Below are 26,157 nucleotides of genomic sequence, written 5' to 3'. Positions count from 1 at the left end.
CGTTACTCCATTTCTACATGGTTAAGGATAAGCTCGTTTCCGCCCTTGGGAGAGAGCCGGTTAAGACAGCACCAGGGACATTTTTTCGGATACGGACTGAACGAATGGACATCCAGCAGATCACCCTGCCGGGAAAAGGGAATGACCGACACCTTGCCGCAATCCAGACAGAGGTACACAGGGTCCGGCGTTTCCAGTTCCAGCACAGCCTCCCGCATGAGAGGGTCTGCTTTTTTGAGCACATCAAAACCGAATTCAAACGAGTCGCGGACCACACCCGAAAAAGGGCCCAAAGTGACCAGCACCTTGGTGATCCGGTCGGCTTTGTGTTCCTTGGCAAGACCAAACAACTGGTCAATCAGGCTCTGGGCCAGGGATAATTCATGCATAGTGGCAACTCCTGATTTTTTTTGTCATTTCGAGCGGTAGCGAGAATTCTCGTCCTTTGAGACATGAGATTTCTCCCCTTGGTCGAAATGACACAGCATGCAGATGTTCATTTCTGCAAGAAGCTCTATCGTCTGCATGATTTCAGCAGATCCTCGGCAGAGGCTGACCGGTGAGCGGCTCAAGTAGACGGGATCCGCCGATGCGGGTGGTGAGGCTGACCCGTCCGGCCTGCCCCTCGCCTACCCAGCCGATCAGAGCTGCATCGCGGCCTTCGGGCATACGGCGAACAAGCTGGAGGATATCTTCAGCCCCGTCCTGGTCGCAGATGATGATGCACTTGCCTTCGTTGGCCAGATAAAGCGGGTCAAGGCCTATCATCTCACAGGCGGTACTGACCGAACCCCTGATCGGCAGCCGGTCCTCCTCAATGGCGATGTTGACCTGCGATGCGTTGGCAATCTCGCAGAGGGTCGTGGCCAGCCCCCCCCGGGTTGGGTCGCGCAGGACATGGACCAGGCTGGCATCCTCCTCAAGCAAGGCGCCCACCAGCCGGTGCAGGGGTTGGGTGTCGCTTTGGATATCGCCGCCAATATCAATCCCGGCCTGGCGGCTCATGATGGTAATGCCGTGATCCGCCAGAGTACCGGAGATGATAACCGCATCCCCCGGTTGGGCCTTTTTGCCAGAAATGTCGTGACGGTGCGAGGCGATGCCGATGCCGGTGGTGTTGACGAACAGACCATCAGCCTTGCCCTTGGGCACCACCTTAGTGTCGCCGGTGACAATGGCCACCCCGGCCTCCTCGGAAGCACGAGCCACCGAGGCGATGATCCGCTCCAGACTGGCAAAAGAAAAACCTTCCTCGATGATCAGGGCCAGGCTGAGGGCCAATGGACGAGCGCCGCGCATGGCCAGGTCGTTAATGGTGCCATGGACCGCCAGGGAACCGATGTCGCCGCCGGGAAAAAAGAGCGGGTCCACGACATAGCTGTCGGTGGAGAAGGCGATGCGGCCGGCATACTCACCGAGCATGGCGCAGTCTTCCAGATCCCGCAACTGGGGGCAGGTCAGGTATTTGAGAAAGAGGCCGCTGATCAGGTTCTGGCTGGCCAGTCCGCCGCTGCCATGGTCAAGGCTGATGATCGAATCCGGTTTCATGAAGGCTCTGTCGACGATGCAAAAAAGGGTTTAGTGTTTTGGTGAGCGGTGCTCGTTTTCCGGCCGCTGTAGCGAAAGTAGGCGGCGCAGGTACCCTCGTTCGAGACCATGCAGGGGCCGACCGGCTGCAGGGGCGTGCAGGCCGTGCCGTAGAGTGGGCAATCCGGCGGCAGCAATTTTCCCTTGAGGATCTCACCGCAACGGCAGCCTTTAGGCTCCCGCGACGCCTGTATGGGAATGTCCAGTTGCTCCATGCCATCAAAACGGCGGTATTTTTCCCGGAGCATCAGACCGCTGCCGGGGATGGTGCCCAGTCCCCTCCAGTCGCTGTCGGCCGGTTCGAAGACCTCGTTGATCAGCTGCTGGGCCCTGACATTGCCCTCACGGGTCACCGCCCGGGTGTAGCAATTCTCCACTCCGGGCTGGCCATGGTTGATCTGCCGGATCAGGCTGAGCAACCCGGCGAGGATGTCGGCTGGTTCAAATCCGGCCACGGCGCAGGCAAGGTGATAACGGTCAGCCAGAGGCCGATAGGTTTCGCTGCCGATGATGGCACTGACATGGCCAGGACAGAGCAACCCGTCGACCTGCAACTCCGAATCGGCCATCAGGGCCTCCAGGGCTTGGGGCATGGTCTTGCCAGCGGCGATGATCAGAAAATTGGTGAGCCCTAACCGTTCGGCCGCCAGGATAGTGGCTGCGATGGTCGGGGCCGTGGTCTCAAAGCCGATGGCCGGAAAAAGCACGGTCCGTTCCGGTTCCTGCTGCGCCAGCGTCAAGGCGTCCATGGGCGAGTAGACGATCTCCACTCGGGCGCCGCCGGCCCGCGCTCCGGCCAGTGATCGCTCGGCCCCAGGTACCCGGATCAGGTCGCCGAAGGTGGCAATGGTCACCTGCGGCCGATCGGCGGCGGAAAGAAAAGCGTCGATATGGCGCGCCGGGGTGACGCAGACCGGGCAGCCGGGCCCGGAAAGCAAGGTAATGCCTTCGGGCAACAACGAGCGGATGCCGTGACGAAAAATCGACATGGTGTGGGTACCGCAGACCTCCATGATCCGCACCGGCCGCACCAGGCTGCGGGCGATCTCTTCGATCAGGGGCGCGGTGATTGCCCGGCTGCGAAATTCATCGGCACATTTCACTGCGGCGCTCCGGGCAGACGACCTTGACTTTCCAGCACTTCGGCCATCTGACGCATCAGGCTGAGGTTGTACTCCGCATCCTCCACGGTCAGAGTGCGGATGGCAAAGCCTGCGTGGATGATCACATACTCACCCACCAACGGAATCCGGTCGGCCATTTCCAGGCGGATCTCCTTGCGCACTCCATCGCTTTCCACCAGAGCGACCGGGGGATCGAACAGCTCGTCGCTGCCGCCTTTAAGCTCAACTACCTGCATGGGAATGGCTAAACACATTCATGACCTCCTATTAAGGCTTGGCCCAAGGCGATGCCGCCGTCGTTCATCGGCGCCAATTCACCGGCGTGCACCGAAAAACCGGCGGCGCGCACTTGTTCGGCCAGGGTTTCAAACAGTAGTTTGTTCTGCATACAGCCGCCGGAGAGGACCACATCGGTTATCCCGGTTTGCTGCCGGACACCATTGAGGATCTCGCCTAAAGATGCCACCAGCCAAAGATGAAAGCGGCGGGCAATGACCGGGATGGCCACACCCGCCGCCAGATCGCGACAGATCAGGGCGGCCAGCGGCGCCGTCTCAATGAGGGAAAGCCCCTCCTCCTCGCGAAAAGTAGGTGGATAGAACGAAGGAACCCCTTCATCTAGGGCCAGATGAGCCTGATGTTCAAGCAGCATTGCCGCCTGCCCCTCGTAATCGCTCACCAGGCAGAGTCCCAGTAGAGCAGAGACCGCGTCAAACAGGCGGCCGCAACTGGAGGTAAGAGGGCAATTCAATCCTTTGGCCATCATCTGGCCGATCAGATGTTTTTTATCGGGAGCGATGGTCAGCAGGCTGGCTGGTTGCCGGGCCTCGATAAGCGCTGCCGGTCCCATCCCTTGAAACAACAGGGCCATAGCCATGCGCCAGGGTTGCTCCGCCGCCCGGTCGCCCCCCGGCAACGGCAGGTGAGAGAGCCGAGCCAGCCGGGTAAAACCGTTACGGTCCGCACGGTAGACCTCGCCGCCGAAGATGGTGCCGTCACCGCCATAACCGGAACCGTCAAGCACCACGCCCAGCACCGGCCCAGCCAGTCCCTGCTCGGCCATCACCGCCCCGATATGGGCATGATGATGCTGAATCTCCCGGCAGAGTGCGGATCGACCAAGGGCATAGCGGGAGCTGAGGTAGTCGGGATGGCGGTCGCAGGCGGTCTGTTCCGGTGCAACTGCAAGCACGGTTTGGAGATGATTGATGCTTTCCAGGTAGAAATCGTAATTGGCCACATCGGTCAACTCGCCGATGTGCTGGCTGATATAGGCCTCATTATTACGGACGATGCAAAAATTATTTTTCATTTCTGCACCGCAGGCGAGGATGTCTTTGGTCGGCTGGCGTAGGAGGATCGGAACCGGGGAATAGCCGCGGGCGCGCCGCAGCAGCCGTACCTTACCGTCCATGATCCGGGCTACCGAATCGTCAACTCGGGTGACGATGTCTCGGTTGTGAAGGAGAAAAAAATCAGCCAGGCCGTGGAGCCGTGACAGGGCCTCCTCGTTGCCGGTACAGATCGGCTCGTCGCTGCGATTGCCGCTGGTCATCACTAAGGCCAGGGGCGTTTGTGGCTGGTTCAGCAGCAGATGGTGCAAGGGCGTGTAGGGCAGCATCAGACCGATATGACCCAGGCCGGGCGCGACTGCCGCAGCGAGTCCGGAATCCGCTCGCTGCTCGACCAGCACAATCGGGTGTTCGGGAGAACTGAGCAATCGGGCTTCTTCATCGCTTAACCGGCAGAATCGCGCCGCTGTCTCCAGATCCTTGACCATGATCGCCAAGGGTTTGGACGGCCGGTTTTTGCGCACCCGCAGCGTGGTCACCGCTTGCTCGGAACAGGCATCCGTTGCCAGGTGAAAGCCGCCCAGTCCTTTGATCGCCACCACCCGGCCCTCGGCCAGGGCATGGGCTGCCAGGGCAAGACAGTCACCGGCAAGGGGCAGCCCCTCGCGGTCGTGCCAGCTCAGCTGGGGGCCACAGACCGGGCAGGCGTTGGGTTGGGCGTGGAAACGGCGGTCAAGCGGATCATGATATTCGCGGTGGCACTCCGCACACATGGGAAAGACCCGCATTGAGGTATTAGGGCGGTCGTACGGAATGCGTTCGACAATGGAAAAGCGGGGGCCGCAGTTGGTGCAGTTGGTGAAAGGATAACCGAATCGACGGTTGCCCGGATCGAGGATCTCGTGCAGACAATCGGCGCAGAGGGCTATATCCGGGGCGATCTGGGTGCTTGGCCGTGCGCCCTGTTGGCTGGGAAGAATGCGAAAGGTGGTGTCTTCGGTCACCGGTTCGGCAGGCCGCACCTCGATATGGTTGATGCGGGCAACCGGCGGTGCCTCGCTTTGCAGAGCGGCAACAAAGGCTTCCAGTGCCGCGGCCGGCCCCCCGACATGAATGCACACCCCTTCACCGTTGTTGACCACAGTTCCCATCAGTGCGTACCGGTGGGCCAGCCGGTACACAAACGGCCGAAACCCGACCCCTTGAACGATTCCGTGGACGGAAATCCTCAAGGCAGGAGACAGGGTGACGTTTGGTTGCATGGCCAGGGTCATGGAATTCTAAGAAAGGTGAGGTAAAATGACTCAGTGCAGCGGCCTGTTTTCTGTAGCACGCGGCGTTACTGTAGCAGTTAGCGGATCATTGCACCATCTTTTTTTAACCGACGAACATTCCGCCCAATTGGCACAATAAGCAGGGTTAACTCACCAGGAATCCGTTTTAAACATCGGCTTCAGCCTGGCGCCTGATCTCCCGGTATCGTTTCGAATTGACCACCTTTTGCTTCTCCAGGTCCTCGATCTCCTCGAGACTGAGATGGATCAGGCCGCAGATTGGGCAACTGAGGTCCATATCGTCGTGAGCCGCCCGCTGTTTGAGTTCATCGGCGGTCATATGGCCAACACAGCCGCAGGAGCAGTTGGGCGCCTCAACTCGGACGATGGTTCGATTGGGGTGTTCGCTCTTCTCATTCATGGGGCAACCTCGCAAAGGGGGTTCAGGCCGTTGTATAGAAGTTCAGCGCTGCAGAACGCGCAGAATCTTGCCGTAATGATCAACAAGGTTCACGGTGATGGGGAGCCCGCCATCCAGGCGGTGCGTGGCACAAGAAATTCAGGGGTCATAGGCGCGGACCGCCATCTCAATCCGGTTGAGAATCCCATCATCCACCTTGCTTTTGCTGATTAAACTGGCGGCGGCTTGACGCACACTCAGATTCATCGGCGCGATATTGTGGGTGGTGCCGACAATCAGGTTGGCCCGGGTAATACAACCGTTATCGTCGGTACTGTAGTCATGGATCAAGGTGCCGCGCGGTGCCTCGACATGGCCGACACCCCGGCCTGCCTTTGGCGTGGACCGGGTGCGTACCGCAGGATCGGTTATCCGGTCATCTGCCAACAGTTCCAGAACGCGTTCACAGGCATAGATGAGTTCAATCAGCCGGGCCCAATGATAGAGCAACGTCCCCTGGGCCGGACGACCGAACTGACGGCGAAATTCTTCCAACTCGGCCTGGGCCCTGGGGGTATCGATACGGTCGCAGACATTGAGCCGGGCCAGGGTATTGACCCGGTACACGCCCTTGGGGGCATCGGGCTCCAAGGAAAATCCCTCACCCCAGGACTTGGCGAAGACCATTTTGGCGGACGACCAAGGCTCGACCTGTTCAGCCAAAAAATCAGTATAATCGCTCGCCGGAAATTCGACGCAGGTTCCGTCGGGATGCATCAGGCGCAACCGGCCGTCATAAAGCCGCAGATTGCCCTGATCGTCGACGGTGCCGAGGAAACCGGTGGTTATTGTCCCGAGAGAACGGAACTCCTCCTGGTAACGGTGGAACACTTTCGCCTTGGCATAGTCAAGGGCGGAGGAGGCGAAATCGAGCAGCACCTGGCCGTCGACCCTCAGGCCGCGCCGCTCCTCCTCGCTCATCGGCTTAGCAAAACCGCCCACCACCCCGGCCACCGGGTGAATGGCCTTGCCGGCAAAGCGTTCGAGCATCATCTGGCCCAACTGACGCATCCGCACCACTTGGGCGGCCAGTTCCGGCTCGCGCTTCACCAGCCCCATGATATTGCGCACTGAATAATCGCTGTCCGGCCCAAGGACGTAATCCGGAGCGGCGAGGAAGAAAAAATGAAGAATTTTATCGTGAATATGGGCTAATACCTGACAGAGTTCACGCAACAGGTGACCGGCAGGGGTGGGTGTGACGCCGAAGCAGCCATCAATGGCCTTAACTGCGGCCAGATGATGCATCCATGGACAAATGCCGCAGATCCGGCTGACAATCCGGGGGATCTCCTCGGCGGGCCGGCCGACGACAAACTGCTCAAAGCCCCGCAGAGCGGAAATACCCACCCGGGCGTCGCTCACCTCGCCCGATTCGTCCAGATGGATATCGATACGGGCATGCCCCTCGATGCGGGTAACCGGATGAATGCTGATAACCTGGGCCATACCCTCTCTCCTTGCGCCGTTCAGATCTTCAAAATCGGGTCAGATTTTATGGCGACGCGGCCTGAGCAGACCGTGAGCACCACTGAAACGCAGCAGCGATGTCCGGTCGACAATACCCCGGTGATCAATACCGTTGCTTGCCAGGGCATTCATCATGTCCAGCAACTGGTTGCCGCCCTGGCGCACCGGACCGTAGCAGCCCCGGCAAGGGACGCGGGCCCGGATGCACAGCGGCGTGTCCTTACCGCCGCAGCCGCCGGCGGTCACCGGTCCCATGCACAGCAGGCCTTGTTCGAGCAGACACCGCATCCGGTCGACCGGCTCCTCCGGGTCGTACTCGGCATTGGCGAGAAAACGGCGGACTGCCGCCTGCCCTTTGCCTGTGCGCACCGCGGGGCAGGTTTCGCAGACACTTTTGCTGGGCAGGTGCAGGGATTGGCGCTCCAGCTGGGCCTCGATCACCTCGAGGATCATCTCCGGCCGGGGCGGGCAACCGGGCAGGCTGACATCGACCCTGACCTTCTCGTCAATACTATAGACCCGGTCGAGTTGGGCTGGAATCTCGGTCGGAACAAGGTCCTTGCCTTCCTGACCAGCAAAAACAGTGCGCAGCGCTTCATTGATCGGCCATTGATTACGCAGAGCCGGGATACCCCCGTGAGTGGCGCAGGTGCCGAAACTGATCAGGGTCCGGCACTGCTCGCGCATGGCCCGCAGCACCAAAAGATGCTCCTCATTGGCCACCCCGCCGGACACCAGGCCGATCTCCGCCTCGGGCAAGTTCACTTCCCCTTCCCCGCCTCCCCAACCCCGGTATTTATGGTCCATGAGCAGAGGAAAATGAACGATCTCTACACGGTTTAGCAACCCAAGCAGCCGCTCGCCGCAATTCAAGAGGGCAATCTCGCAGCCGGAGCAGGCATGGAGCCATTCAAAACTGAGCCGGGGCGGCATGGTGAGCGCTCAATCCCCGCCGACAGTCTCGATGGGTGAGAGACCCCTTAGGGCGGCAAGACGGCCGCTCATCTCCCGAAAGGCCTCGGCCAGCCGTTCCGGTTCGGCCGACGAGATCCAGGCCACCTGAAAACGCTCGCTCTCGTAGCCCAAATCCTCCAAGGTGTCAGCGATCACCTCGGCCCGAGCGAGGGCCATCTCGTTGCCTGTGATATAATGGCACTCCCCGAGATGGCAACCGATGACCATCACTCCATCCGCCCCCTTGTCAAGGGCATGAAGCACCATCTCCGGATGAACCATGCCCGAGCACATCACCCGGATGATCCGGATCGAACCGGGATACTGAAGGCGGGAAATACCGGCGAGATCGGCGGCGGCATACGAACACCAGTTGCAGCAAAAGGCGATGATTTTCTGTTCAGGATTCATACGCCCTCCTCCAGCGGTGCGCTTTGCTCAAGGGCGGCTTCGACCTGGGCCTCGATCTGCGCATAGGTGAAACCGGCAACATCAACGCCTCGCTTCGGGCAGGTGCCCTGGCAGATGCCGCAGCCCTTACACTGCACCTGGTCGATGTGCACGGTTTTGAGTGGGTGCCCCTCCCCATCCTGGTATTCCACCAAGGTGATCGCCCGGTAGGGACAGACATCGATACAGAGACCGCAGCCGTCGCAATGAACCGGATCCACCAGGGCGACGTTGGGCTCAAGGGCAATCTCCTTGCGTGCCAGGAGGCGACCGGCCTTGGCGGCGGCGGCCAGGGCCTGGGAGATCGATTCCTCCAGCGGCTTCGGGTAGTGGGCAAGCCCGGCGACAAAGACCCCATCAACATGGAATTCGACCGGCCGCAGCTTGGCATGGGCCTCCTGAAAAAAGCCGTCGGCATTCAGCGGCAGCTTGAACAGGTTGGCCAAAGCCGCCGCTTCGGGGCTGGCAAGGGTAGCGGCGGCGAGGATCACCACATCCGCTTTGATCTCCAGGGGCCGGTGAAGGACATGGTCCCAGACCTCCACCAGCACACCGTTGTCCGCCTTCTTGACCCGGGGCGGGCCGTGCAGCTCGTAGTTGATAAAGACGATTCCCAACTCCCGCGCCTGGTTGTAGATCCGCTCGCGCTGGCCGTAGGTGCGAATCTCGCGATAGAGGATGTAGATCTGGCGCGACGGCGCTTCTTTTTTCAGCTTAATGGCGCTCTGTATCGAGTGGGTGCAGCAGGATTTCGAGCAGTAAGGCCGCTCCTGGTTGCGCGAACCGACGCACTGAATAAAGACAAAGGACTTGCCGTTGGCCACCCTGGTCTCGTTGTGCATGTGGAGCTTGTCGAACTCGATAGAGGCCACCACCTTGGGAATTTTGCCGTATTCAAATTCCTCGGGAATGTAGCGTTTGGCCCCGGTGGTGATAATCACCGCGCCGTGCTCAATGATCCGTTTGCGGGTGGGCCCGATGCGGATGGTGGTGGTGAAGTTGCCGACATGGCCACTCACCGCCAGTACTGTGCTGGTATAGGCCACTTCGATCAGCGGATGCTCCTGGACCTCCTCCTTGAGTTCCTTGAGATACCGAGGCACATGCTCACCGTTCCAGGTTTGGAAGAGATGCAGGGCATTACCGCCCAGTTGCGTTGTTTTTTCAATAAGATGAACACGAAACCCCTGATGCGCCAAATTGAGCGCCGCCGTCATCCCGGCTACGCCGCCGCCGATGATCAGCACCGAAGGGGCGATCGGGATACGCAACGGTTTGCGGGCCGTCTGGCTGCTCACCTTGGCCACCGCCATCCGGATCAGATCCTTGGCCTTGCGAGTGGCGATCTCCGGTTCCTGGCTATGCACCCAGGCGTTCTGGTTGCGAATATTAGCCATCTCGATCAGGTATTCATTGATCCCAGCCGACTTGAGGGTTTTGCGGAACAGGGGTTCATGGGTCCGCGGAGTGCAGGCGGCCACCACGATCCGGTTGAGCCTTTTCTCCTTGATCTGCTGCACCATCAAGTCCTGGGTATCTTGGGCACAGGTAAAGAGGTTGCGGGTGACATGCACCACCTGCGGCAAGGTGGCGGCATAGGCGGCCACCTCCTCGACATCGACCACGCCGGCGATGTTGGTGCCGCAGTGGCAGACAAAAACGCCGATGCGAGGTTCCTGCAAACTGACATCCTGCTCAGCCGGAGGAGGCAGGGTCCGGGTCTGGGTATGCCGGGCCGGAGTGAGCAGGGCCGAGACGCTGGCTGCCGCCGCCGAACCCCCAATCACCGACTGGGGAATGTCGCGCGGACCGTTGAAGGCGCCGCAGGTAAAAATACCTTTTTTGGAGGTGTGCACCGGCATGAAGGCCGAGATCGAGGCAAAGCGGTCCGGGGTCATGTGGATGCCGATCTTTTCGGCCAGCCGGACCATGGAATCCGGCGTTTCCAGGCCCACCGACAGCACCACCAAATCGAAGATTTCTTCCACCTGCTTGCCTTGCACACTGATGTAGTGCAGACGCAGATCGCCCTTGTGGCCCTTGGGTTCCACCCCGTGGATGCGGGAGCGGACAAACCGGACGCCGTATTCATTCCGGGCCCGCTCAAGGTAACGGTCAAATTCCTTGCCTGGAGTCCGCATGTCCATGTAAAAAATGGTCACCTCCAGGTCCGGATTGGCCTCCTTGACGGTCATCGCCTCTTTGATGGCGTACATGCAGCAGACGGCGGAGCAGTACTCGTTGTTGCAGCGGTTCTTATCGCGACTGCCGATGCATTGGAGAAAGGCGATCCGCTTCACCGGCTTGTGGTCCGAGGGCCGGTTGAGGACGCCGTCAGTGGGGCCGTTGGGCGAGAGGTAGCGCTCGAACTGGAGTGAGGTGATCACATTGGGGTAGACCCCGTAGCCCCAAACCTTGGCCTTGGACGGGTCGAAGGTCTGGAAACCGAGCGCCATGACCACCGCGCCCACTCGGAGCTCGTGTTCTTGGCCGTGGTCCTCGAAATTGATCGCGCCGGGCGGGCAGATCTCGGCACAAACGCCACATTTTCCCGGTTGCTGGAGGCGGATACAGGCCTGAGGGTCGATCTGATATTTGAGCGGCACCGCCTGCGGATACTTGATGTAGATGGCCTTGCGCTTGGCGATATTGGAGTTGAACGAATCGTCGACGCTCTTGGGGCAGCTTCCGCTGCACTGGCCGCAGGCAATACACTTGGCGGGATCGACATAACGGGGATGTTCCAGCACCCGGACGGTGAAATTGCCGGCCTGACCATTGATATCGATCACGGTCGTCAGGGTCATGATGCGAATGTTGGGGTGGCGGCCGCATTCGACCAGTTTGGGGGCAATGATGCACATTGAGCAGTCGTTAGTGGGAAAGACCTTGTTGTACTGGGGCATGGCCCCGCCGATGGCCCCGGTCTTTTCCACCAGATAGACGAAATAACCGGAATCGGCCAGATCAAGTGAGGCCTGCATCCCGGAAATGCCGCCGCCCACCACCAACACTGCCCCGGTCATGGCTTGCTCAGTCATGGCGAACCTCTCCTGTTACTGACCGGCTAGACGTGGGCCGTACCAACGGGGCCTGTCCGGTTGTTGCTTCTTTTGGCGACGAAAAAAAAGTTGTCATGGCCGCGGCTCCATGACCAGGGAATTGGCAACCAGTTCCCAGAGGAATTGGACCTCGATATTGAGGTTGAATTCGTGGTTGAGCGACCGCTGGATCTGGTCCCGGCAGTTCTGACAGGAGGTGACCACCAGCTTGGCCCCGGATTCGCTGATCTGCCGGGCCTTGACCCGGCCGTGAAAGACCCGTTCGGCAGCAAAAGGGCTGGCCCAAGCTCCTCCTCCGGCGCCGCAACAGTAGTTTTCCTCCCGGTCAGGTGTCAAGTCGACATAGCGTTTGCAGCAGGCCTGGGTCAGGACACGGGCCTCGTCGAAATAGCCCTGGCCGAAGGTTTTCAGCGAGTTGCGGCCGTAATTGCAGGAGTCGTGGAAGGTAGCCAGCTTGGTATGGATGTTCGGATTGAGACGGATCCGCCCCTCGTTGAGATACTCGAGCAGCAAATCAAAAATCGTGTAGATTTTAAATTGCTGCAAAGATTCAGGAAACCAGCGCTCCAAGGCATAGCGGGTGGCATAGTAGGCATGGCCGCACTCGGGCAGGAGCAGGGCCTTGCAGTTCAGCCGCTCGATATTGTCAATGATCCGCTTGACGATGGTGCGCATGGCGTTGTAATCGCAAGAATGCAGGCCCCAATTGATTCCTTCCCAGTATTCGGAGGAGATGGTCCAAGATTCGCCGGCGGCATGGAAGATCTTCCACCACCAGGTCAGACTGTCCGGCTCGGCAAAGGGCTGTTTCGAGTTCACGGTCACCAGCATTCGGGCTCCACGGACATCCACGGGGGTGACGAAACCGGGGCAGGAACCCTGGGCCAGTTCCTCGCCCAATTCCCTGATCAGCAGGAGGAAATCGTCCTTGGGTATCCCCAGATTGTTGCCTTTTTCCAGACAGGTGACAACCCCCTTCTGGATCGCTGCCGGCACCTTGTCACGGTCGCGACGGGCACGGATACGGCGCATCAACTGGAGAATCTCCACATTCATCGGGCAGACCACCTCGCACTTGCCGCACAGGGTGCACTTCCACGGCCAGTCGCTCTCCACCAATTCGTCGTCCATGCCGAGGAAGGCCATGCGGATGATCTTACGCGGGTCAAGATCGTCAACCCCCGAGATCGGGCAGGCCCCGGCGCAGGAACCGCAGGTGAGGCAGACATCGGCCATGGCGGGTAAGGTATAGAGCGGGTTAGTCTTGACCTCCAGGCGAACCGGAACCGGGCCTGCACCGTTGATCCTCGGTACGGGGAGCACCTCACCGTCAACCGCTGGATCGGGAGAGATGCGGGGCTCCCGGCCGAATTTGTCGCAGAGCCGCTTGTAGTCCTCCCATTGAATCAGGTAGCGGCGGCCAGGTCCCTCCTGGGCCGGCAAGACCCCGGAGTTGATCCAGTTGCGGATGGTATTGCGATGCACCCCGAACTCTTCGGCCAAATCGTTGACCTTGGTTTCGTAGATCATGAAGTGGTTTCCTCCAGGGCGGTATAGGGTCTGACAATACGCAGAATGCGCGTGCAGGCTGTGTCCACTGCAGCCCGCATGACCGGCGACAACCCCGGCTCGATCCGGTCGGGAATGCTCGCGGTCCGGGCGATGATCAGCACGACTTCAATCCCGGTCTCCTCCTCGAGCTCCGCCAGCAGGTTGACCGTGGGAAATTGATGCAGCGAAAAATCATGCGTTTTCTGCACCGGCAGGTCCGCCGGGACGCACTGCCGCACCTGACCTGGCGCGTCGCCCTCCGCTGACCAGGCATCAACCACAATAAGCATTGCCGGCCGCAGGGCCGGGAGCATCAAATAATCGAGTAAATACTCGCGAATAGCGGTGCCGGCATCAATAGCCCGGACTGACTCGGGCAAATTGGCTTGCCGGAGCTGCTCAATCACCGCTGGGCCGAAACCGTCGTCACCGAGCAGGATGTTGCCGCAGCCGAAAACGACTGCGGTCGTCGTTTCAAGGCGGGATTGCGTTTTGTGCGAGATGTGCATAATGGCGCCACTATGCCATTTTTTTTTTGGTTTTCGCAAGAGTAAAATGAAAGGTTGGCTCAATCCCTATGGACAGTTTAGGGCTATGGGTGGTAGCTGACAGATGAACAGAACAATATCTTCCAGGAGAAGCAACATGGCGGGAGCAGAGATGTACAGGGTGATTGTTGATTCGCTGTCGACCCACGTGGCAGTTCTGGACGAAAACGGTATTATCGTGGAGACCAATCGCGCCTGGCAGGAGTTTGCCCGCAAGAATGGTATGCGCGATCCGGTGGACTGCGTCGGTCTCAATTACCTTTCGACCTGCGAAACAGGCACCTGTGACGAGGGGGACAGCCTGCTGATCGGCAGGGCCATCCGCCAGGTGATCGCCGGTGAAATCGAGGAGTTCCTCACCCAATATCCCTGCCACTCTCCGGGTGAGCAACGCTGGTACAGTTTGCGGGTGGTGCCGTATCGCGACCGCCAGGCCCGGCGGGTGATCGTTACCCACGAGAACATCACCCCGATCATCCTTGCCCAAGAAAAACTGCGGAGCCAGGAAAAGGAACTCCACCGGAAAACCGAAAAGCTGGAGGAGACCAACATTGCCCTCAAGGTATTGCTGGACCATCGCCAGCGCGACCGCGAGCAGTTGGAAGAACGCATTGTGGCCAATATTCGGGAATTGGCAGTGCCGTATCTGCAAAAACTGCTCGACAGCCTCCTGGAGCAGCGGCAACGCACCCTGGTCGATATCGTTGTCCATCATCTCGACGACATCATCTCACCCTTTCTCAACCGGCTCTCAGCCATCAACCTGCTGCTGACGCCCCAGGAGATCGAGGTTGCCGCCATGGTCCGTCAGGGCAAAAGCAGCCAGGAGATCGCCGATGTCCTCGGAGTGTCGGTGGCCACCATCAGTTTTCATCGCAAGAAACTACGGCGCAAACTCGGCTTGAGCAGAAAAGGCACCAACCTGCGCACCTACCTGCTCAGTCTCCAATAACGCCCTCCTCAACCTGAGATTTTCATGTCTCCACAGCCACTTGTTTCCCTGTTCATCCCCTGCTTGGTGGACGCGCTTTTCCCCGAGGTGGGCGCAGCCATGATCCAGGTTTTTGACCGGATTGGCATTCCACTGACCTACCCCGAAGGCCAAACCTGCTGCGGTCAACCGGCCTTCAACAGCGGCTACCGGCAAGAGGCGGCCGTTGCGGCGCGACGGTTCATCGATCTGTTCGAGGATGCCGAGGTTATCGTCTGCCCTTCGGGCTCCTGCGTAGCCATGGTCCGGCAACATTCTCCCGAACTTTTTGTCAACGACCCGGTCATGCACCCGCGCGCCCTGGCAGTAGGGCGAAAAACCTTCGAATTCAGCGAGTATCTGGTGGATGTACTTGGCCTCACGGATCTGGGGGCTATCTTCCCCGGAACCGTCACCTATCATGACTCCTGCCACCTGGTACGCACCCTGGGGATCCGCGAGCAGCCTCGGCAACTGCTCCGTCATGTTCGTGGCCTTTCTCTGGTGGAGATGAAAAACAGTGACACCTGCTGCGGCTTTGGCGGCGCCTTCAGCGTCGGTTACCCGGACATCTCGCTGGCTCTGGCGGACGACAAAATCGACACCCTTCTCCAAACCGGGGCCGGGACCTTAGTGGGCTGCGATGTCAGCTGCCTGATGCAGATACGCGGTCGTCTGACCCGGCGGGGCGAAACAATCCGGGTGCTGCATCTGGCCCAGGTCCTGGCCGGCGGCGAAGCATTATGAATATTTCCCCTCAATCTGAGTATCTTGAGTCGGCCCGCGAGGGCATGGACAACCCCTGCCTGCAAAAAAGTCTGCGCAGCCTCCAGGCCCGTTACGGAAAGGGAGCGCTCGACATTTGGCGTAACCTGCCCGACCCCGGGCTGCGCCAGCGGGTTAAAAGCAGACGAATGCAGACCCTGGCCCATCTCGACCGGCTGCTGGCACTCTTGGCAGAGGGGGTCGAGGCCAGGGGCGGCCATGTTTTTTTCGCGGCCACCGCCGGGGAGGCCACCGCCTATATTCGCGATCTGACCCAAGCACGCGGGGTGCGACGGGTGGTCAAGGGCAAATCGATGCTGTCGGCCGAGATCGGGATCGACGCGGTGCTTGCGGCAGAAGGCATCGAGGTGGTGGAAACCGACCTCGGGGAATTTATCGTTCAGATCGCCGGCAGCTCGGCCTCGCACATCATCGCCCCCTGTATCCACATGGACCGGCAACAAATCGGCCAGCTTTTTACCGACCGGCTCGGCATCCCCTCCAGCGAGGATCCCCCGACCCTGACCAGGGCGGCCCGCAAGGCTTTGCGGGAAAAACTGCTCACCGCTGACATGGGACTGACCGGCTGCAATCTCGCCTGCGCCGAGACCGGGCAGATCAGCCTGGTTTCCAACGAGGGCAACATCCGCATGGCCACCACCATGCCCCCTCTGCATGTGGCCGTGATGGGTATGGAGCGGATCGCCGCCACCCTGGACGATCACCGCGACCTGCTGCAGCTGCTCACCCAGGGAGCAGCCCTGCAGAAACTCTCCACCTATGTCAGTTTTATCGGCGGGCCACGCCGCGAAGGTGACCCCGATGGGCCGGTGGAATTTCACCTGGTGATCGTTGACAACGGCCGCTCGCGTATCCTGGCTGACCCGGAATTCCGCGAGGTGCTGGCCTGCATCCGTTGCGGTGCCTGCCTCAACATCTGCCCGGTCTATGGCCGCATCGGCGGCCACGCCTACCATTCCCCCTACAGCGGCCCCATTGGCGCGGTGATCACTCCCCTGCTCCAGGGCATCAACCAGCACGCCGACCTGTGCAAAGGCGAGACCCTGTGCGGGGCTTGCCGCGACGTTTGTCCGGTCGACAACAACCTGCCCCGGATGCTGGCCGCATTGCGCCACAAACTGGCGTACGGTGATTCCTCCTGGCAGGTCCGACCGCACAACCGGCTTGAGGCGCTGGGGTTCAGACTCTGGCAGCGGACCATCAGCAACAGCCGGCTCTACGAAACCATCCTCCGGGTGGTTCGCACCTTGCAACGCCCCTTTACTGATTCACAGGGTGTGATCGGCCCCCTGCCCAGCCTGAATGACGGCTGGACCGCAGGTCGCGACCTGCCGCCCGTGGCTCCGCAAACCTTCCGGGAACAATGGCGTTCCACTCTGAGAAAAGGACGTTCCTACAGGGAAAAAAAACGCAAAGATGACCCAAAAAATGAAGCATAACCGAACCGCTTTTCTCGACCGGGTTCGCACCGCTGTTCAGGATACCCGCGACCAACGACTTTCCTGGGAGGAGCTGCTGGCTCGGGCCGATGACCAATCTATCTTAGCTCGCCTTGCCGGCCGCAACCGGGAACAGCAGACGGCGCTGCTGCAACAACTCATCGAGAATGCAGCCCCACTCAACCTCCAGGTCCACACCTGTGCCACCTTACCCGAAGCTGCCGATTGTATCGCCGCCATTGCCCGCGCAAGTAAGCCGGAATTTCACCCTGAAAAAGCCCTCATCTTCCACGACCACCCCCTGCTGCGCGCCCTCTCCGTGGATGCCCTGCTGACAGAAGACCACATCGCCTGCCATTGGACCGGCAGCAATAATCCCGAAGTTCGACACCATACCCTGGCCGCCTCGATAGGTGTCACCGTGGCGGACTGGGGCATTGCCGAATCGGCCACCATCGTCCAGCTAACTCGACCTGGTCGGCCGCGCTCCACCTCGCTGGTCCCGTCGATCCATATCGCCGTATTGCCGGTCTCGAACTTGCTGGCCGATTTGGCCGAGGCCTATGCCCTGATCCGCCGGGAACAGGATCTCGATTCCCTGGTACTGATCTCCGGCCCCTCGAAAACCGCAGATATCGAGGCCTGCATGGTCTTTGGAGCCCACGGCCCGCGTGCCATGCATCTCGTTGTCCTCACCGAATCACCTCCTGCTGTCAACCCCGGCTTCCCTGTTGCCATCTGAAACCATTCCTGCTATGGATCAGGAAGAGCTCTTAACTCAAACTCACCGGTACCGTTATGAACATCAGGGAACAACTGGCCATCCCCAGGCAATTGCCGCGCGAACTCAACCCCGAGGAACGGCTCGATAATTTCGATGAGGTTTCCAAAGGATTTGACGAACCGACCGCTCTTATCGAGGCCCAGCGCTGTTTGCAGTGCCGCAAGCCGCTGTGCGTCATGGGCTGCCCGATCGGCAACGACATCCCCCGTTTCATCGAACTGCTTGGCCAGCGCAAATTCGAGGAGGCCTACTGGGTCATTCGTGAAACCAGTTCCATGCCCTCTGTTTGTGGACGGGTCTGCCCCCATGAGTTCCAGTGCGAGGGTGCCTGTATCCGGGGCAAGAAGGATGCGCCGGTGGCCATCGGGCTGCTGGAACGCTTCCTGGCCGACTGGATGATCATCAACGGCAAGAACCTCTCGCCCCGCTGCGCGCCGAAAAACGGAATCAAGGTGGCGGTCATCGGTTCAGGACCTGCAGGCATCACCGTAGCCCACTCGCTCGCCCACAAGGGCTACAGCTGTACGGTCTTCGAATCACTGCCGCTCTTTGGCGGTATGCTCAGCGTCGGCATCCCCAACTACCGCCTGCCGCGTAACATCATCGGTGCCGAGCTCTACGCCCTGCAGCAATGCGGCGTCAATGTCAAAACCGGTATCACCGTGGGCAAGGATCTGACCCTGTCCGAGTTGCGGGATCAAGGATACGCTTCCGTTTTTCTAGGGATCGGCGCCTATGAAAGCCGCAGATTGGGCCTGGAAGGGGAAATGGAAACTCAAGGCGTAATGTCCGGTGTCGATTACCTGGGTCAGGTGCTCACCGGCCGTGAAATAGCGCTTGGCGACAAGGTTGTGGTGGTTGGTGGCGGCAATGTCGCCATTGATGTGGCGCGGGTGGCGCTCCGCTCCGGCTGGAAAGAAGTGTCCATCCTCTATCGACGCACTCGCGAGGAGATGCCTGCCTCGGTGGTGGAGATCAACCATGTCGCAGAGGAAGGCGTTTGCCTGACTTTCCTGGCTGCGCCGGTGAAAATTCTAAGCGAAGACGGACGGTTGACCGGAGTTGAATGTGTCCGCATGCAACCCGGTGAACCGGATCATTCGGGCCGTCGCCGGCCAATGCCGATCGAGGGTTCAGAATTTATCCTCCCGGCCGATGCCCTGATTGCCGCGGTCGGCCAGAAAGTTATCCCGGTCCATGACGAGACCGTGCCGGTGGCCATTACCTCACGGGGTACCTATGTGGTCGATCCAGTCACCCTGCAGACCAGCGTGGAATGGATCTTTGCTGGCGGCGATACCGTCCTCGGTCCGCAGACCGTGGCCAAGGCGGTCTGCCAGGGTCTGGATGCCGCCGAATCGATGCATCGTTACATGCAGGGCATGATCTAATCCAACAGGCGTTGTGTCCCGAACCTCAATACCAAGGCAATGTTTCAACCCGCGCCCCCGCGCGGGGGAGGACTTCTGATCCATAACCGTAGGTATTGAATCAGCTTTTCCAACATATTCCGCAAATTCCCTTGACGGAATCCAGCACAGGCCTCCTTTTATCGTCTCCACTTCCCGCAAAATCTCTATCGGCAACCATCGCCATTCACCCGGCCCTCCATCTATAGGCAACAGGAAGCCTGCTGATATAAGTGAAGGATAGGTCGAAGCTGGCTCGTCTTTGGCCGCAAGAGCAAATGGAACAAGATTACGGTTGCCGGTGACCGGACCCAAGGCGGCAAGGGATGGACGAAAGGTTGACACCAAAGAAAACCCATAGCTTTTTTGCAAAAATTTCGTCAAAATTTATATATCTACAAAAATTTTACTCCGGCTTTTTTGTCACCCCACCGAACAGGCAGAAAAAACCACGGCTGATCATTGGGCCGTATCACATTGTTCCATCAACGAGGCGAACAATATGGCAAAGGTGGTTATTATTGACGATGATGCGATTTTCCGGGTCCTTCTTTCTGAGCATTGCACATTGTTGGGGCATGAAGCCCGCGTCGCCGGCAGTCTCGCAGAAGGAAAAGCTCTCCTGACCAGCCAGCCAACCGACCTGGTTTTTCTCGATGTCCGCTTGCCCGACGGCAACGGGCTGGAGACGCTCCCCTTTGTCCAAGGGCTCCCGTCCTCCCCTGAGGTGATCATCATCACCGGTATGGGTGACGCCAATGGCGCAGAACTGGCCATCAAAAACGGCGCCTGGGATTATCTGCAAAAACCGCTTTCCCGCCAGGAGATTATCCTCCATATCCGAAGAGCACTTGAGTATCATGAAAAAAAGATGCTGCGCGCCCCCCAGATCAGTCTCAAGCGTGACGAGATCGTCGGCAAGAGCAAGGCGCTCTGCGACTGCCTGGATCAGGTCGCTCATTGTGCGGGAACCGAGACCGGGGTGCTGATTACCGGGGAAACGGGAACCGGCAAAGAATTGTTTGCCCGGGCGATTCATGCCAACAGCCTCCGTGCCAAGGGGCCTTTTGTGGTGGTTGATTGTGCCAGCTTGCCGGAAACACTTGTCGAGAGCCTTCTGTTCGGGCACACCAAAGGGGCCTTCACCGGTGCCAACTGCGACCAGAAAGGGTTGATAGAGCAGGCCGACGGCGGCACCCTTTTTCTCGATGAAGCGGGAGAACTCCCCCTGGAAACACAAAAGAACTTTCTCCGTGTGCTGCAAGAAAGAGTGTTTCGTCCGGTGGGAAAGGACCGGGAACAGACGAGTAATTTCAGGCTAGTGGCCGCCACCAACCGGGATCTGGCGGAGATGGTTCGGCAGGGGCTTTTTCGTAGCGACCTGTTTTTCCGCCTCAATACCTTCACCCTCCACCTTCCTCCCCTCCGAGAGCGAGGACAGGATATCGAAAAACTTACCATGAGTTTCGTTTTTTTGATCTGCCGACGCAATCGACTCCCTATAAAAGGGGTGGTTCCTGAGACGCTCGAGACATTGGCCTCCTATTCCTGGCCGGGAAATGTGCGCGAGTTGGAAAACACCCTGGAAAAAGCCATTATCGCCGACCCCAATGATCCGGTCCTCTACCCCATCCATCTGCCCCCAGAGGTCCGCCTATGCCGCATCCACTCCATGGTGTCGAAGAAGCATGAGCAATCCCCAGCCGGTCTTGCCTCGGCTCTACCCTCCCAAATTGCCTTTCCTGAAAGGATGCAACCCTTTAGAGAATATCGCCGGTTGCTCGTCAGCGACATCGAAAAGCATTACCTGCAGCGACTCATGAGTGAAACCAAGGGCGACATTGCCGCAGCCTGCACCGTTTCGGGATTAAGCCGCTCCCGTCTCTACGACCTGTTGAAACTACATTCCCTGACCAGCACCACCGATCTCTGTCCGGAATAATCGGACCAACCCCGCCCCCCTTTGTCCGATTTTTCCGGACAAACACCCCTCCGACCAAAATCACCGCCCCTTCCTTTTTTTCACAATATACTGATTTAACACATAAAAGCGCATGCCTTCATTTTGGCATACTTCTGGCTATCTCCTCTGTGCATTCAACAGGAACAATGATTCCAGCGCATCACACAACAAAGGAGATCTTTATGAAACTCAATGTCCGATCAATTCAATTCAAACTGCTGGCAACCGGTCTGTTATCCGTCCTGTTGCCCTTACTCGTTGTCGGCTATTTCTCCGTGACCAAATCGTCGAATGCCCTGATGGCGCTGTCTCAGGAAAAGGCTCAAACCATGGCGGGTGATCTGGCCAGCCTTGTCAACAATCTGCTGCATGCGGAAAAAAATACCGCCACTTTACTCGCAAGAGATCGGATCGTTATCGCTGCAATGGAAAAGCTGTCACAAGAGGGCGATGCCAACAAAACGGAGGTGATCCAATCCCTCTTCGAGCATCTTCGGGACAAATTCAAAACGATCAATGAATCCCAGGAGTACCAGGGACTTTTCATTGCGGATGCGTCCGGCCAGATCCTCACCGGCATTCTCAATGGTGGGGAAGAATACAAGAAGGTCTCGGTCGCGGAGAACGAAGAATTCAAAACGGCCAAGACCAGTGGCCACGTCAGTGTGGGCGATATGATCCGTTCAAAAGCCACCTCCCAACTGATCGTCCCCATCGCCGCACCCATCCAATCATCGGCCAACTCGTTCACCGGCGTGATCGGAGTAGTCCTCAAAGCCGATTATTTCACCAACCTGATCCCCAGCAGAAAGGTTGGGCAAACTGGGTATGCCTACATGATCAACAAGGAGGGCATTATTATCGCCCATCCGAAACCCGAATACCTGCTGAGCATGAATCTCTTTGCAATCAAGGAAATGCAGCAGATCATCGAACAGATGATTGCCGGCAAGAGCGGGGTTGGCGATTATGTGTTCACAGGTGTACACAAGATTGCCGGTTTTGCGCCGGTCGACGTCAACGGTTGGTCCATTGCCATCACCCAAAATTCGGAAGAATTCCTTCGTACCGCGGATCATATCCGCAATATCATCTTGGCTGTTATCGTCGGTGCTTTGGGCATTGCCGCTATAGTGTTGATTCTCTCTATCCGGAAAATCGTCCGCCCGATCAATGCAGCAGTGGCAAGTCTCAAGGATATTGCTCAGGGTGAAGGTGACCTAACCATGCGCCTTCAGGTGACCAGCAAGGATGAGGTCGGCGAACTCGCCCATTGGTTCAATGTGTTCATCGAAAAACTGCAGCACATCATCAAAGATGTCGCTGCCGGTGTCCATACCCTTTCCTCATCGTCGACAGAACTGTCCCAGATTTCGGAACAGATGAACCAGGGTGCCCAGGATGCGTCCAACAAATCCAATAATGTGGCGGTTGCCGCTGAGGAAATGAGCGCCAACATGACCAATGTCGCGGCGGCCATGGAACAATCGACCACCAATACCAATATCGTAGCCACCGCTTCGGAAGAAATGTCCGCCACCATCGCCGAAATAGCCCAACACGCGGAAAAGGCGCGCTATATCTCCGACAACGCCGCCAAGAAGGCCAACGAGGCTTCTCTGAACATTAATGAACTGGGCAACTCAGCGAAATCCATTGGCAAGGTGATCGAGACCATCACCGAGATCTCCGAGCAGGTCAATCTGCTGGCCCTAAACGCCACCATTGAGGCGGCACGAGCTGGTGAGGCGGGAAAAGGATTTGCAGTCGTTGCCAATGAAATCAAAGAACTCGCCAAACAAACCGCGGCAGCGACCTACGATATCAAAGACAAGGTCGGCAACATCCAGGACACAACCACCAAGACGGTGCAGCAGATTTCCGAAATCAACACGGTCATCAACGATGTGCACGAGGTGGTGGGCAGCATTGCCACAGCGGTGGAGGAACAGACCGCCGCTACCGCCGAGATCGCCAGCAATGTCAACCAGATGGCGCAGGGAATCGGTGAAGTCAACGAGAACGTCAATCAGAGTTCCGTGGTCGCAACCGAGATTGCCAAGGAAATCAGCGATGTCAGCGCCATCGCCGGCGAGATGTTCACCAGCAGCTCGCAGGTCAGTACCAGCGCCCACGAGCTCTCGGCCCTGTCGGAACAATTGAATCAGATGGTGGGCCAGTTCAAGACCGCATGACCATCGTGGCGACGGTGGTTGCTCAACCGACATGGGCTGTCAGCAACCACCCGTCCTCACAGCGCATCGCCCTTGGGCAGAACTACTTTTTAAGCAGCAGAGTCAGCGAGCATGCCGGTTGCCCCGGTGCGCACAATGACCCAAAGGTGCCTCCAGGTACGGAGACCAGGATCTTGCGTTGACCGCTGTGTTGTTCTTCTCTCTGTCGGGCACGGTTCAATGGCCTCGTGCCCAAAGAGTTTTGGTAGCCGGTCCAGTAGTAGAATGCCAAGACCCAACACCGCCTTTTATCGCATCGTTTTAGGCCCGGCCTCATTTCCAAACAATGTCTTCGGGTATGGTCTGCTGAAACGCCATCCCTGATCGAACCCACCGGCCTCTGTCCGGAACAACCGGACTCCCAGCGCTTTTTGTCCGATTTAACAGGACAAAAAGCGTTTTCTCAGGACAGCCCCTCTTTCTGTCCAACGGAACCATTTGTTTTTATAATGAAAATTCAAACTTCCGTTCTGGCATAATTCTGGCTAATCCCGAGCTCATCAGCTCTTTAGAAATGATTTCTAGGCATTTTGCCCATAAAAATATCCATCATGAACCTTTGACCTGAGAACAAGAGAAAAAATGAAACTAGCAAACATGAAGATCCGGACAAAATTGCTGTTGATTGGCGTGGTCGTCACATTAATTCCGCTCTCAATAATTATGGTCACGGTCTTTAGTCAAAATAAAAAGGTCTTCCAGGTAGGGCAACGCGAAAGTCTCAACCTTGCTTATGCTGACTTGGATCACATCGTCGACAACATTTATACCTTGGCTGAATCACATCAAGAAGTAACACAGAAAAATATCAATGCTGCATTAAATGTCGCCCGCGACCTGTTAATAAAAAGCGGCGGGATAACCATCGTCCCTGAAACCGTCGAATGGTCTGCTGTCAACCAGTATACCAAGGCAAGCACCAAGATTGAAATTCCCAAAATGATGGTAGGAGATACATGGCTAGGACAAGTCTCTGCCCCAAACCAAAAGGCCTTTATTGTAGATCCCGTCAAGGAACTGCTTGATGTCACCTGCACTATTTTCCAGAGAATGAATCCCCAAGGAGATATGTTACGGGTCTCCACAAATGTTCTCACAGCCGAAGGTAATCGGGCGATTGGCACCTATATTCCCAGCGCCAATGCAGATGGAACGGCTAACCCTGTTGTATCAACCATCCTTAAAGGGCAGACATACAGCGGCCGGGCTTTTGTTGTGGACCGTTGGTATATCACCGCCTACGAGCCAATTCTTGATGGTGCAAAAAATATAGTAGGCGTTCTTTATGTGGGCATACCCCAGGAGAACGTGAAAAGTCTCCGGCAGGCCATTGCAGGGATGAAAATCGGTGAGAAAGGCTTTGTCACCGTTCTCGACAGTTCGGGCAAATACGTAATCGCCCATGGGGGTAAAAAAGACGGGGAAGATGTTTCCAAGGAAGCGGACGCAGAAGGGAAAACATATATAAAAGAACGGGTTAGCCTTGCAAAAAAACTCAGCGCCAGAGAGATTGGCAAACAGAATTTTTCATTAAAAAATGGCGGAGTAACCACCAAACACGATGCCCGGTTCGTCTATTTTCAACCGTGGGACTGGATCATTGCAGCTGAGGCCAACCAGGGAGAATTCACGAAAGTTGCAGACATGCTGGAAGATATAGGAAAAAGCAGCAATACAATGATCGCGTTAGTGGGGCTTGTTTCCCTCCTCCTGACGGCTCTTGTTTGGGTATTCGTTGCAAACACCATTGTCAAACCTATCAACAGCGCGGTTGCCAGCCTGAAGGATATCGCCCAAGGAGAAGGCGATCTGACCATGCGTTTGGATGCCACATCAAAAGATGAGATCGGCGAGCTTGAACGTTGGTTCAATGTGTTTATCGAAAAGCTGCAGCATATCATCAAGGATGTCTCGACTGGAGTCCACACCCTTTCTTTGTCCTCAACGGAATTGTCTCGAATTTCAGAACAGATGAACCAGGGCGCCCAGGATGCGTCCAACAAATCCAATAATGTGGCGGTCGCCGCCGAGGAAATGAGCGCCAACATGAACAATGTCGCGGCGGCCATGGAACAATCGACCACCAATACCAATATCGTGGCCACCGCTTCGGAAGAAATGTCCTCCACCATCGGTGAGATTGCCCAGCATGCGGAAAAAGCCCGATTCATCTCCGGCAACGCTACCAAAAAGGCCACCGAGGCCTCAGAAAACATCAATGCGCTGGGAGATTCAGCTAAATCCATCGGCAAGGTCATCGAAACCATCACCGAGATCTCCGAGCAGGTCAACTTACTGGCCCTCAACGCCACCATTGAGGCGGCACGAGCCGGTGAGGCGGGTAAAGGATTTGCAGTCGTTGCCAACGAAATCAAAGAACTCGCCAAACAAACCGCGGCCGCGACTTACGATATCAAAGACAAGGTCGGCAACATCCAGGACACAACCACCAAGACGGTGCAGCAGATTTCCGAAATCAACACGGTCATAAACGATGTGCACGAGGTAGTGGGCAGCATTGCCACGGCGGTGGAGGAACAGACCGCCGCTACCGCCGAAATCGCCAGCAATGTCAACCAGATGGCGCAGGGAATCGGCGAAGTCAACGAGAACGTCAATCAGAGTTCCGTGGTCGCAACCGAGATTGCCAAGGAAATCAGCGATGTCAGCGCCATCGCCGGCGAGATGTTCACCAGCAGTTCGCAGGTCAGCACCAGCGCCCACGAGCTTTCCGCCCTGGCGGACCAATTGAATCAGATGGTAGGCCAGTTCAAGACCGCATAATGAGCCAGCTCCTCGA

At 57.9% G+C, this 26,157-nt stretch carries 20 protein-coding genes; 8 read left to right on the top strand and 12 right to left on the bottom strand.

Translation table 11 applies throughout. The features are described from left to right. Positions 1–2: 2 nt before the first annotated feature. From ACHZCX_RS01705 to ACHZCX_RS01650, 12 genes are all read right to left on the bottom strand, one after another. Positions 3–389 (bottom strand): hydrogenase maturation nickel metallochaperone HypA, encoded by a 387-nt coding sequence (locus ACHZCX_RS01705; RefSeq protein ID WP_319585510.1) that lies wholly within the window; start codon positions 387–389, stop codon positions 3–5. A gap of 142 nt (positions 390–531) precedes the next feature. Next, positions 532–1,548, bottom strand: a complete 1,017-nt coding sequence (gene hypE, locus ACHZCX_RS01700; RefSeq protein ID WP_319585509.1) for a hydrogenase expression/formation protein HypE — start codon at positions 1,546–1,548, stop codon at positions 532–534. Further along, positions 1,545–2,690, bottom strand: a complete 1,146-nt coding sequence (gene hypD, locus ACHZCX_RS01695) for a hydrogenase formation protein HypD (RefSeq protein ID WP_319585508.1) — start codon at positions 2,688–2,690, stop codon at positions 1,545–1,547. The genes hypE and hypD overlap by 4 nt, the downstream gene beginning before the upstream one ends. Next, on the bottom strand, positions 2,687–2,965 hold the full coding sequence (locus ACHZCX_RS01690; protein ID WP_319585507.1) for a HypC/HybG/HupF family hydrogenase formation chaperone: 279 nt from the start codon (positions 2,963–2,965) through the stop codon (positions 2,687–2,689). Before ACHZCX_RS01690 ends, hypD begins: the two co-directional genes overlap by 4 nt. Further along, a complete protein-coding gene (hypF, locus tag ACHZCX_RS01685) occupies positions 2,956–5,265 on the bottom strand; it encodes a carbamoyltransferase HypF (RefSeq protein WP_319585506.1) in 2,310 nt (769 codons plus the stop codon). Before hypF ends, ACHZCX_RS01690 begins: the two co-directional genes overlap by 10 nt. A gap of 178 nt (positions 5,266–5,443) precedes the next feature. After that, positions 5,444–5,698, bottom strand: coding sequence for a hypothetical protein (locus tag ACHZCX_RS01680; RefSeq protein ID WP_319585505.1), 255 nt, complete (start codon positions 5,696–5,698; stop codon positions 5,444–5,446). Positions 5,699–5,740: 42 nt separating this feature from the next. Further along, positions 5,741–7,186, bottom strand: a complete 1,446-nt coding sequence (locus tag ACHZCX_RS01675) for a Ni/Fe hydrogenase subunit alpha (protein WP_394708736.1) — start codon at positions 7,184–7,186, stop codon at positions 5,741–5,743. Positions 7,187–7,225: 39 nt separating this feature from the next. Further along, positions 7,226–8,140: a methyl viologen-reducing hydrogenase gene (locus ACHZCX_RS01670; RefSeq protein WP_319585503.1), complete on the bottom strand. Its 915-nt coding sequence runs from the start codon at positions 8,138–8,140 to the stop codon at positions 7,226–7,228. Positions 8,141–8,149: 9 nt separating this feature from the next. Continuing rightward, positions 8,150–8,572, bottom strand: coding sequence for a hydrogenase iron-sulfur subunit (locus tag ACHZCX_RS01665; RefSeq protein ID WP_319585502.1), 423 nt, complete (start codon positions 8,570–8,572; stop codon positions 8,150–8,152). After that, complete coding sequence (locus ACHZCX_RS01660) at positions 8,569–11,652, bottom strand: FAD-dependent oxidoreductase (RefSeq protein ID WP_319585501.1); 3,084 nt, start codon at positions 11,650–11,652, stop codon at positions 8,569–8,571. Before ACHZCX_RS01660 ends, ACHZCX_RS01665 begins: the two co-directional genes overlap by 4 nt. A gap of 93 nt (positions 11,653–11,745) precedes the next feature. Then, entirely contained in the window at positions 11,746–13,200 is a 1,455-nt protein-coding gene (locus ACHZCX_RS01655; RefSeq protein WP_319586053.1) for a 4Fe-4S dicluster domain-containing protein, read from the bottom strand. After that, positions 13,200–13,733: a hydrogenase maturation protease gene (locus ACHZCX_RS01650; protein WP_319585500.1), complete on the bottom strand. Its 534-nt coding sequence runs from the start codon at positions 13,731–13,733 to the stop codon at positions 13,200–13,202. Before ACHZCX_RS01650 ends, ACHZCX_RS01655 begins: the two co-directional genes overlap by 1 nt. 136 nt (positions 13,734–13,869) lie before the next feature. On the opposite strand from ACHZCX_RS01650, the gene ACHZCX_RS01645 reads away from it, so the two are divergent. The 8 genes from ACHZCX_RS01645 (at position 13,870) to ACHZCX_RS01610 (ending at position 26,141) form a co-directional block, all read left to right on the top strand. Then, a complete protein-coding gene (locus ACHZCX_RS01645; protein ID WP_319585499.1) occupies positions 13,870–14,724 on the top strand; it encodes a LuxR C-terminal-related transcriptional regulator in 855 nt (284 codons plus the stop codon). Positions 14,725–14,748: 24 nt separating this feature from the next. Further along, entirely contained in the window at positions 14,749–15,489 is a 741-nt protein-coding gene (locus tag ACHZCX_RS01640; RefSeq protein WP_319585498.1) for a (Fe-S)-binding protein, read from the top strand. After that, entirely contained in the window at positions 15,486–16,967 is a 1,482-nt protein-coding gene (locus tag ACHZCX_RS01635) for a LutB/LldF family L-lactate oxidation iron-sulfur protein (protein WP_319585497.1), read from the top strand. The genes ACHZCX_RS01640 and ACHZCX_RS01635 overlap by 4 nt, the downstream gene beginning before the upstream one ends. Next, the gene (locus ACHZCX_RS01630) at positions 16,957–17,709 is read left to right on the top strand and encodes an LUD domain-containing protein (RefSeq protein ID WP_319585496.1); all 753 of its coding nucleotides are present in this window, start codon (positions 16,957–16,959) and stop codon (positions 17,707–17,709) included. Before ACHZCX_RS01635 ends, ACHZCX_RS01630 begins: the two co-directional genes overlap by 11 nt. A 56-nt stretch (positions 17,710–17,765) precedes the next feature. After that, positions 17,766–19,142 (top strand): NAD(P)-dependent oxidoreductase, encoded by a 1,377-nt coding sequence (locus ACHZCX_RS01625; RefSeq protein ID WP_319585495.1) that lies wholly within the window; start codon positions 17,766–17,768, stop codon positions 19,140–19,142. Between the two features lie 520 nt (positions 19,143–19,662). Further along, positions 19,663–21,102 carry a sigma-54 dependent transcriptional regulator gene (locus tag ACHZCX_RS01620; protein ID WP_319585494.1) on the top strand — a complete coding sequence of 480 codons (1,440 nt, stop codon included), beginning with the start codon at positions 19,663–19,665 and terminating at the stop codon, positions 21,100–21,102. Positions 21,103–21,305: 203 nt separating this feature from the next. Beyond that, a complete protein-coding gene (locus ACHZCX_RS01615; protein ID WP_319585493.1) occupies positions 21,306–23,318 on the top strand; it encodes a methyl-accepting chemotaxis protein in 2,013 nt (670 codons plus the stop codon). Between the two features lie 621 nt (positions 23,319–23,939). Then, positions 23,940–26,141 (top strand): methyl-accepting chemotaxis protein, encoded by a 2,202-nt coding sequence (locus ACHZCX_RS01610; RefSeq protein WP_319585492.1) that lies wholly within the window; start codon positions 23,940–23,942, stop codon positions 26,139–26,141. Positions 26,142–26,157 lie beyond the last annotated feature (16 nt).

Source organism: uncultured Desulfobulbus sp., from assembly GCF_963662935.2.
Classification (GTDB): Bacteria; Desulfobacterota; Desulfobulbia; order Desulfobulbales; family Desulfobulbaceae; genus Desulfobulbus.
The sequence above is the reverse complement of the archived record's forward strand: the minus strand, read 5'-3'. Positions and strand labels throughout refer to the sequence as shown.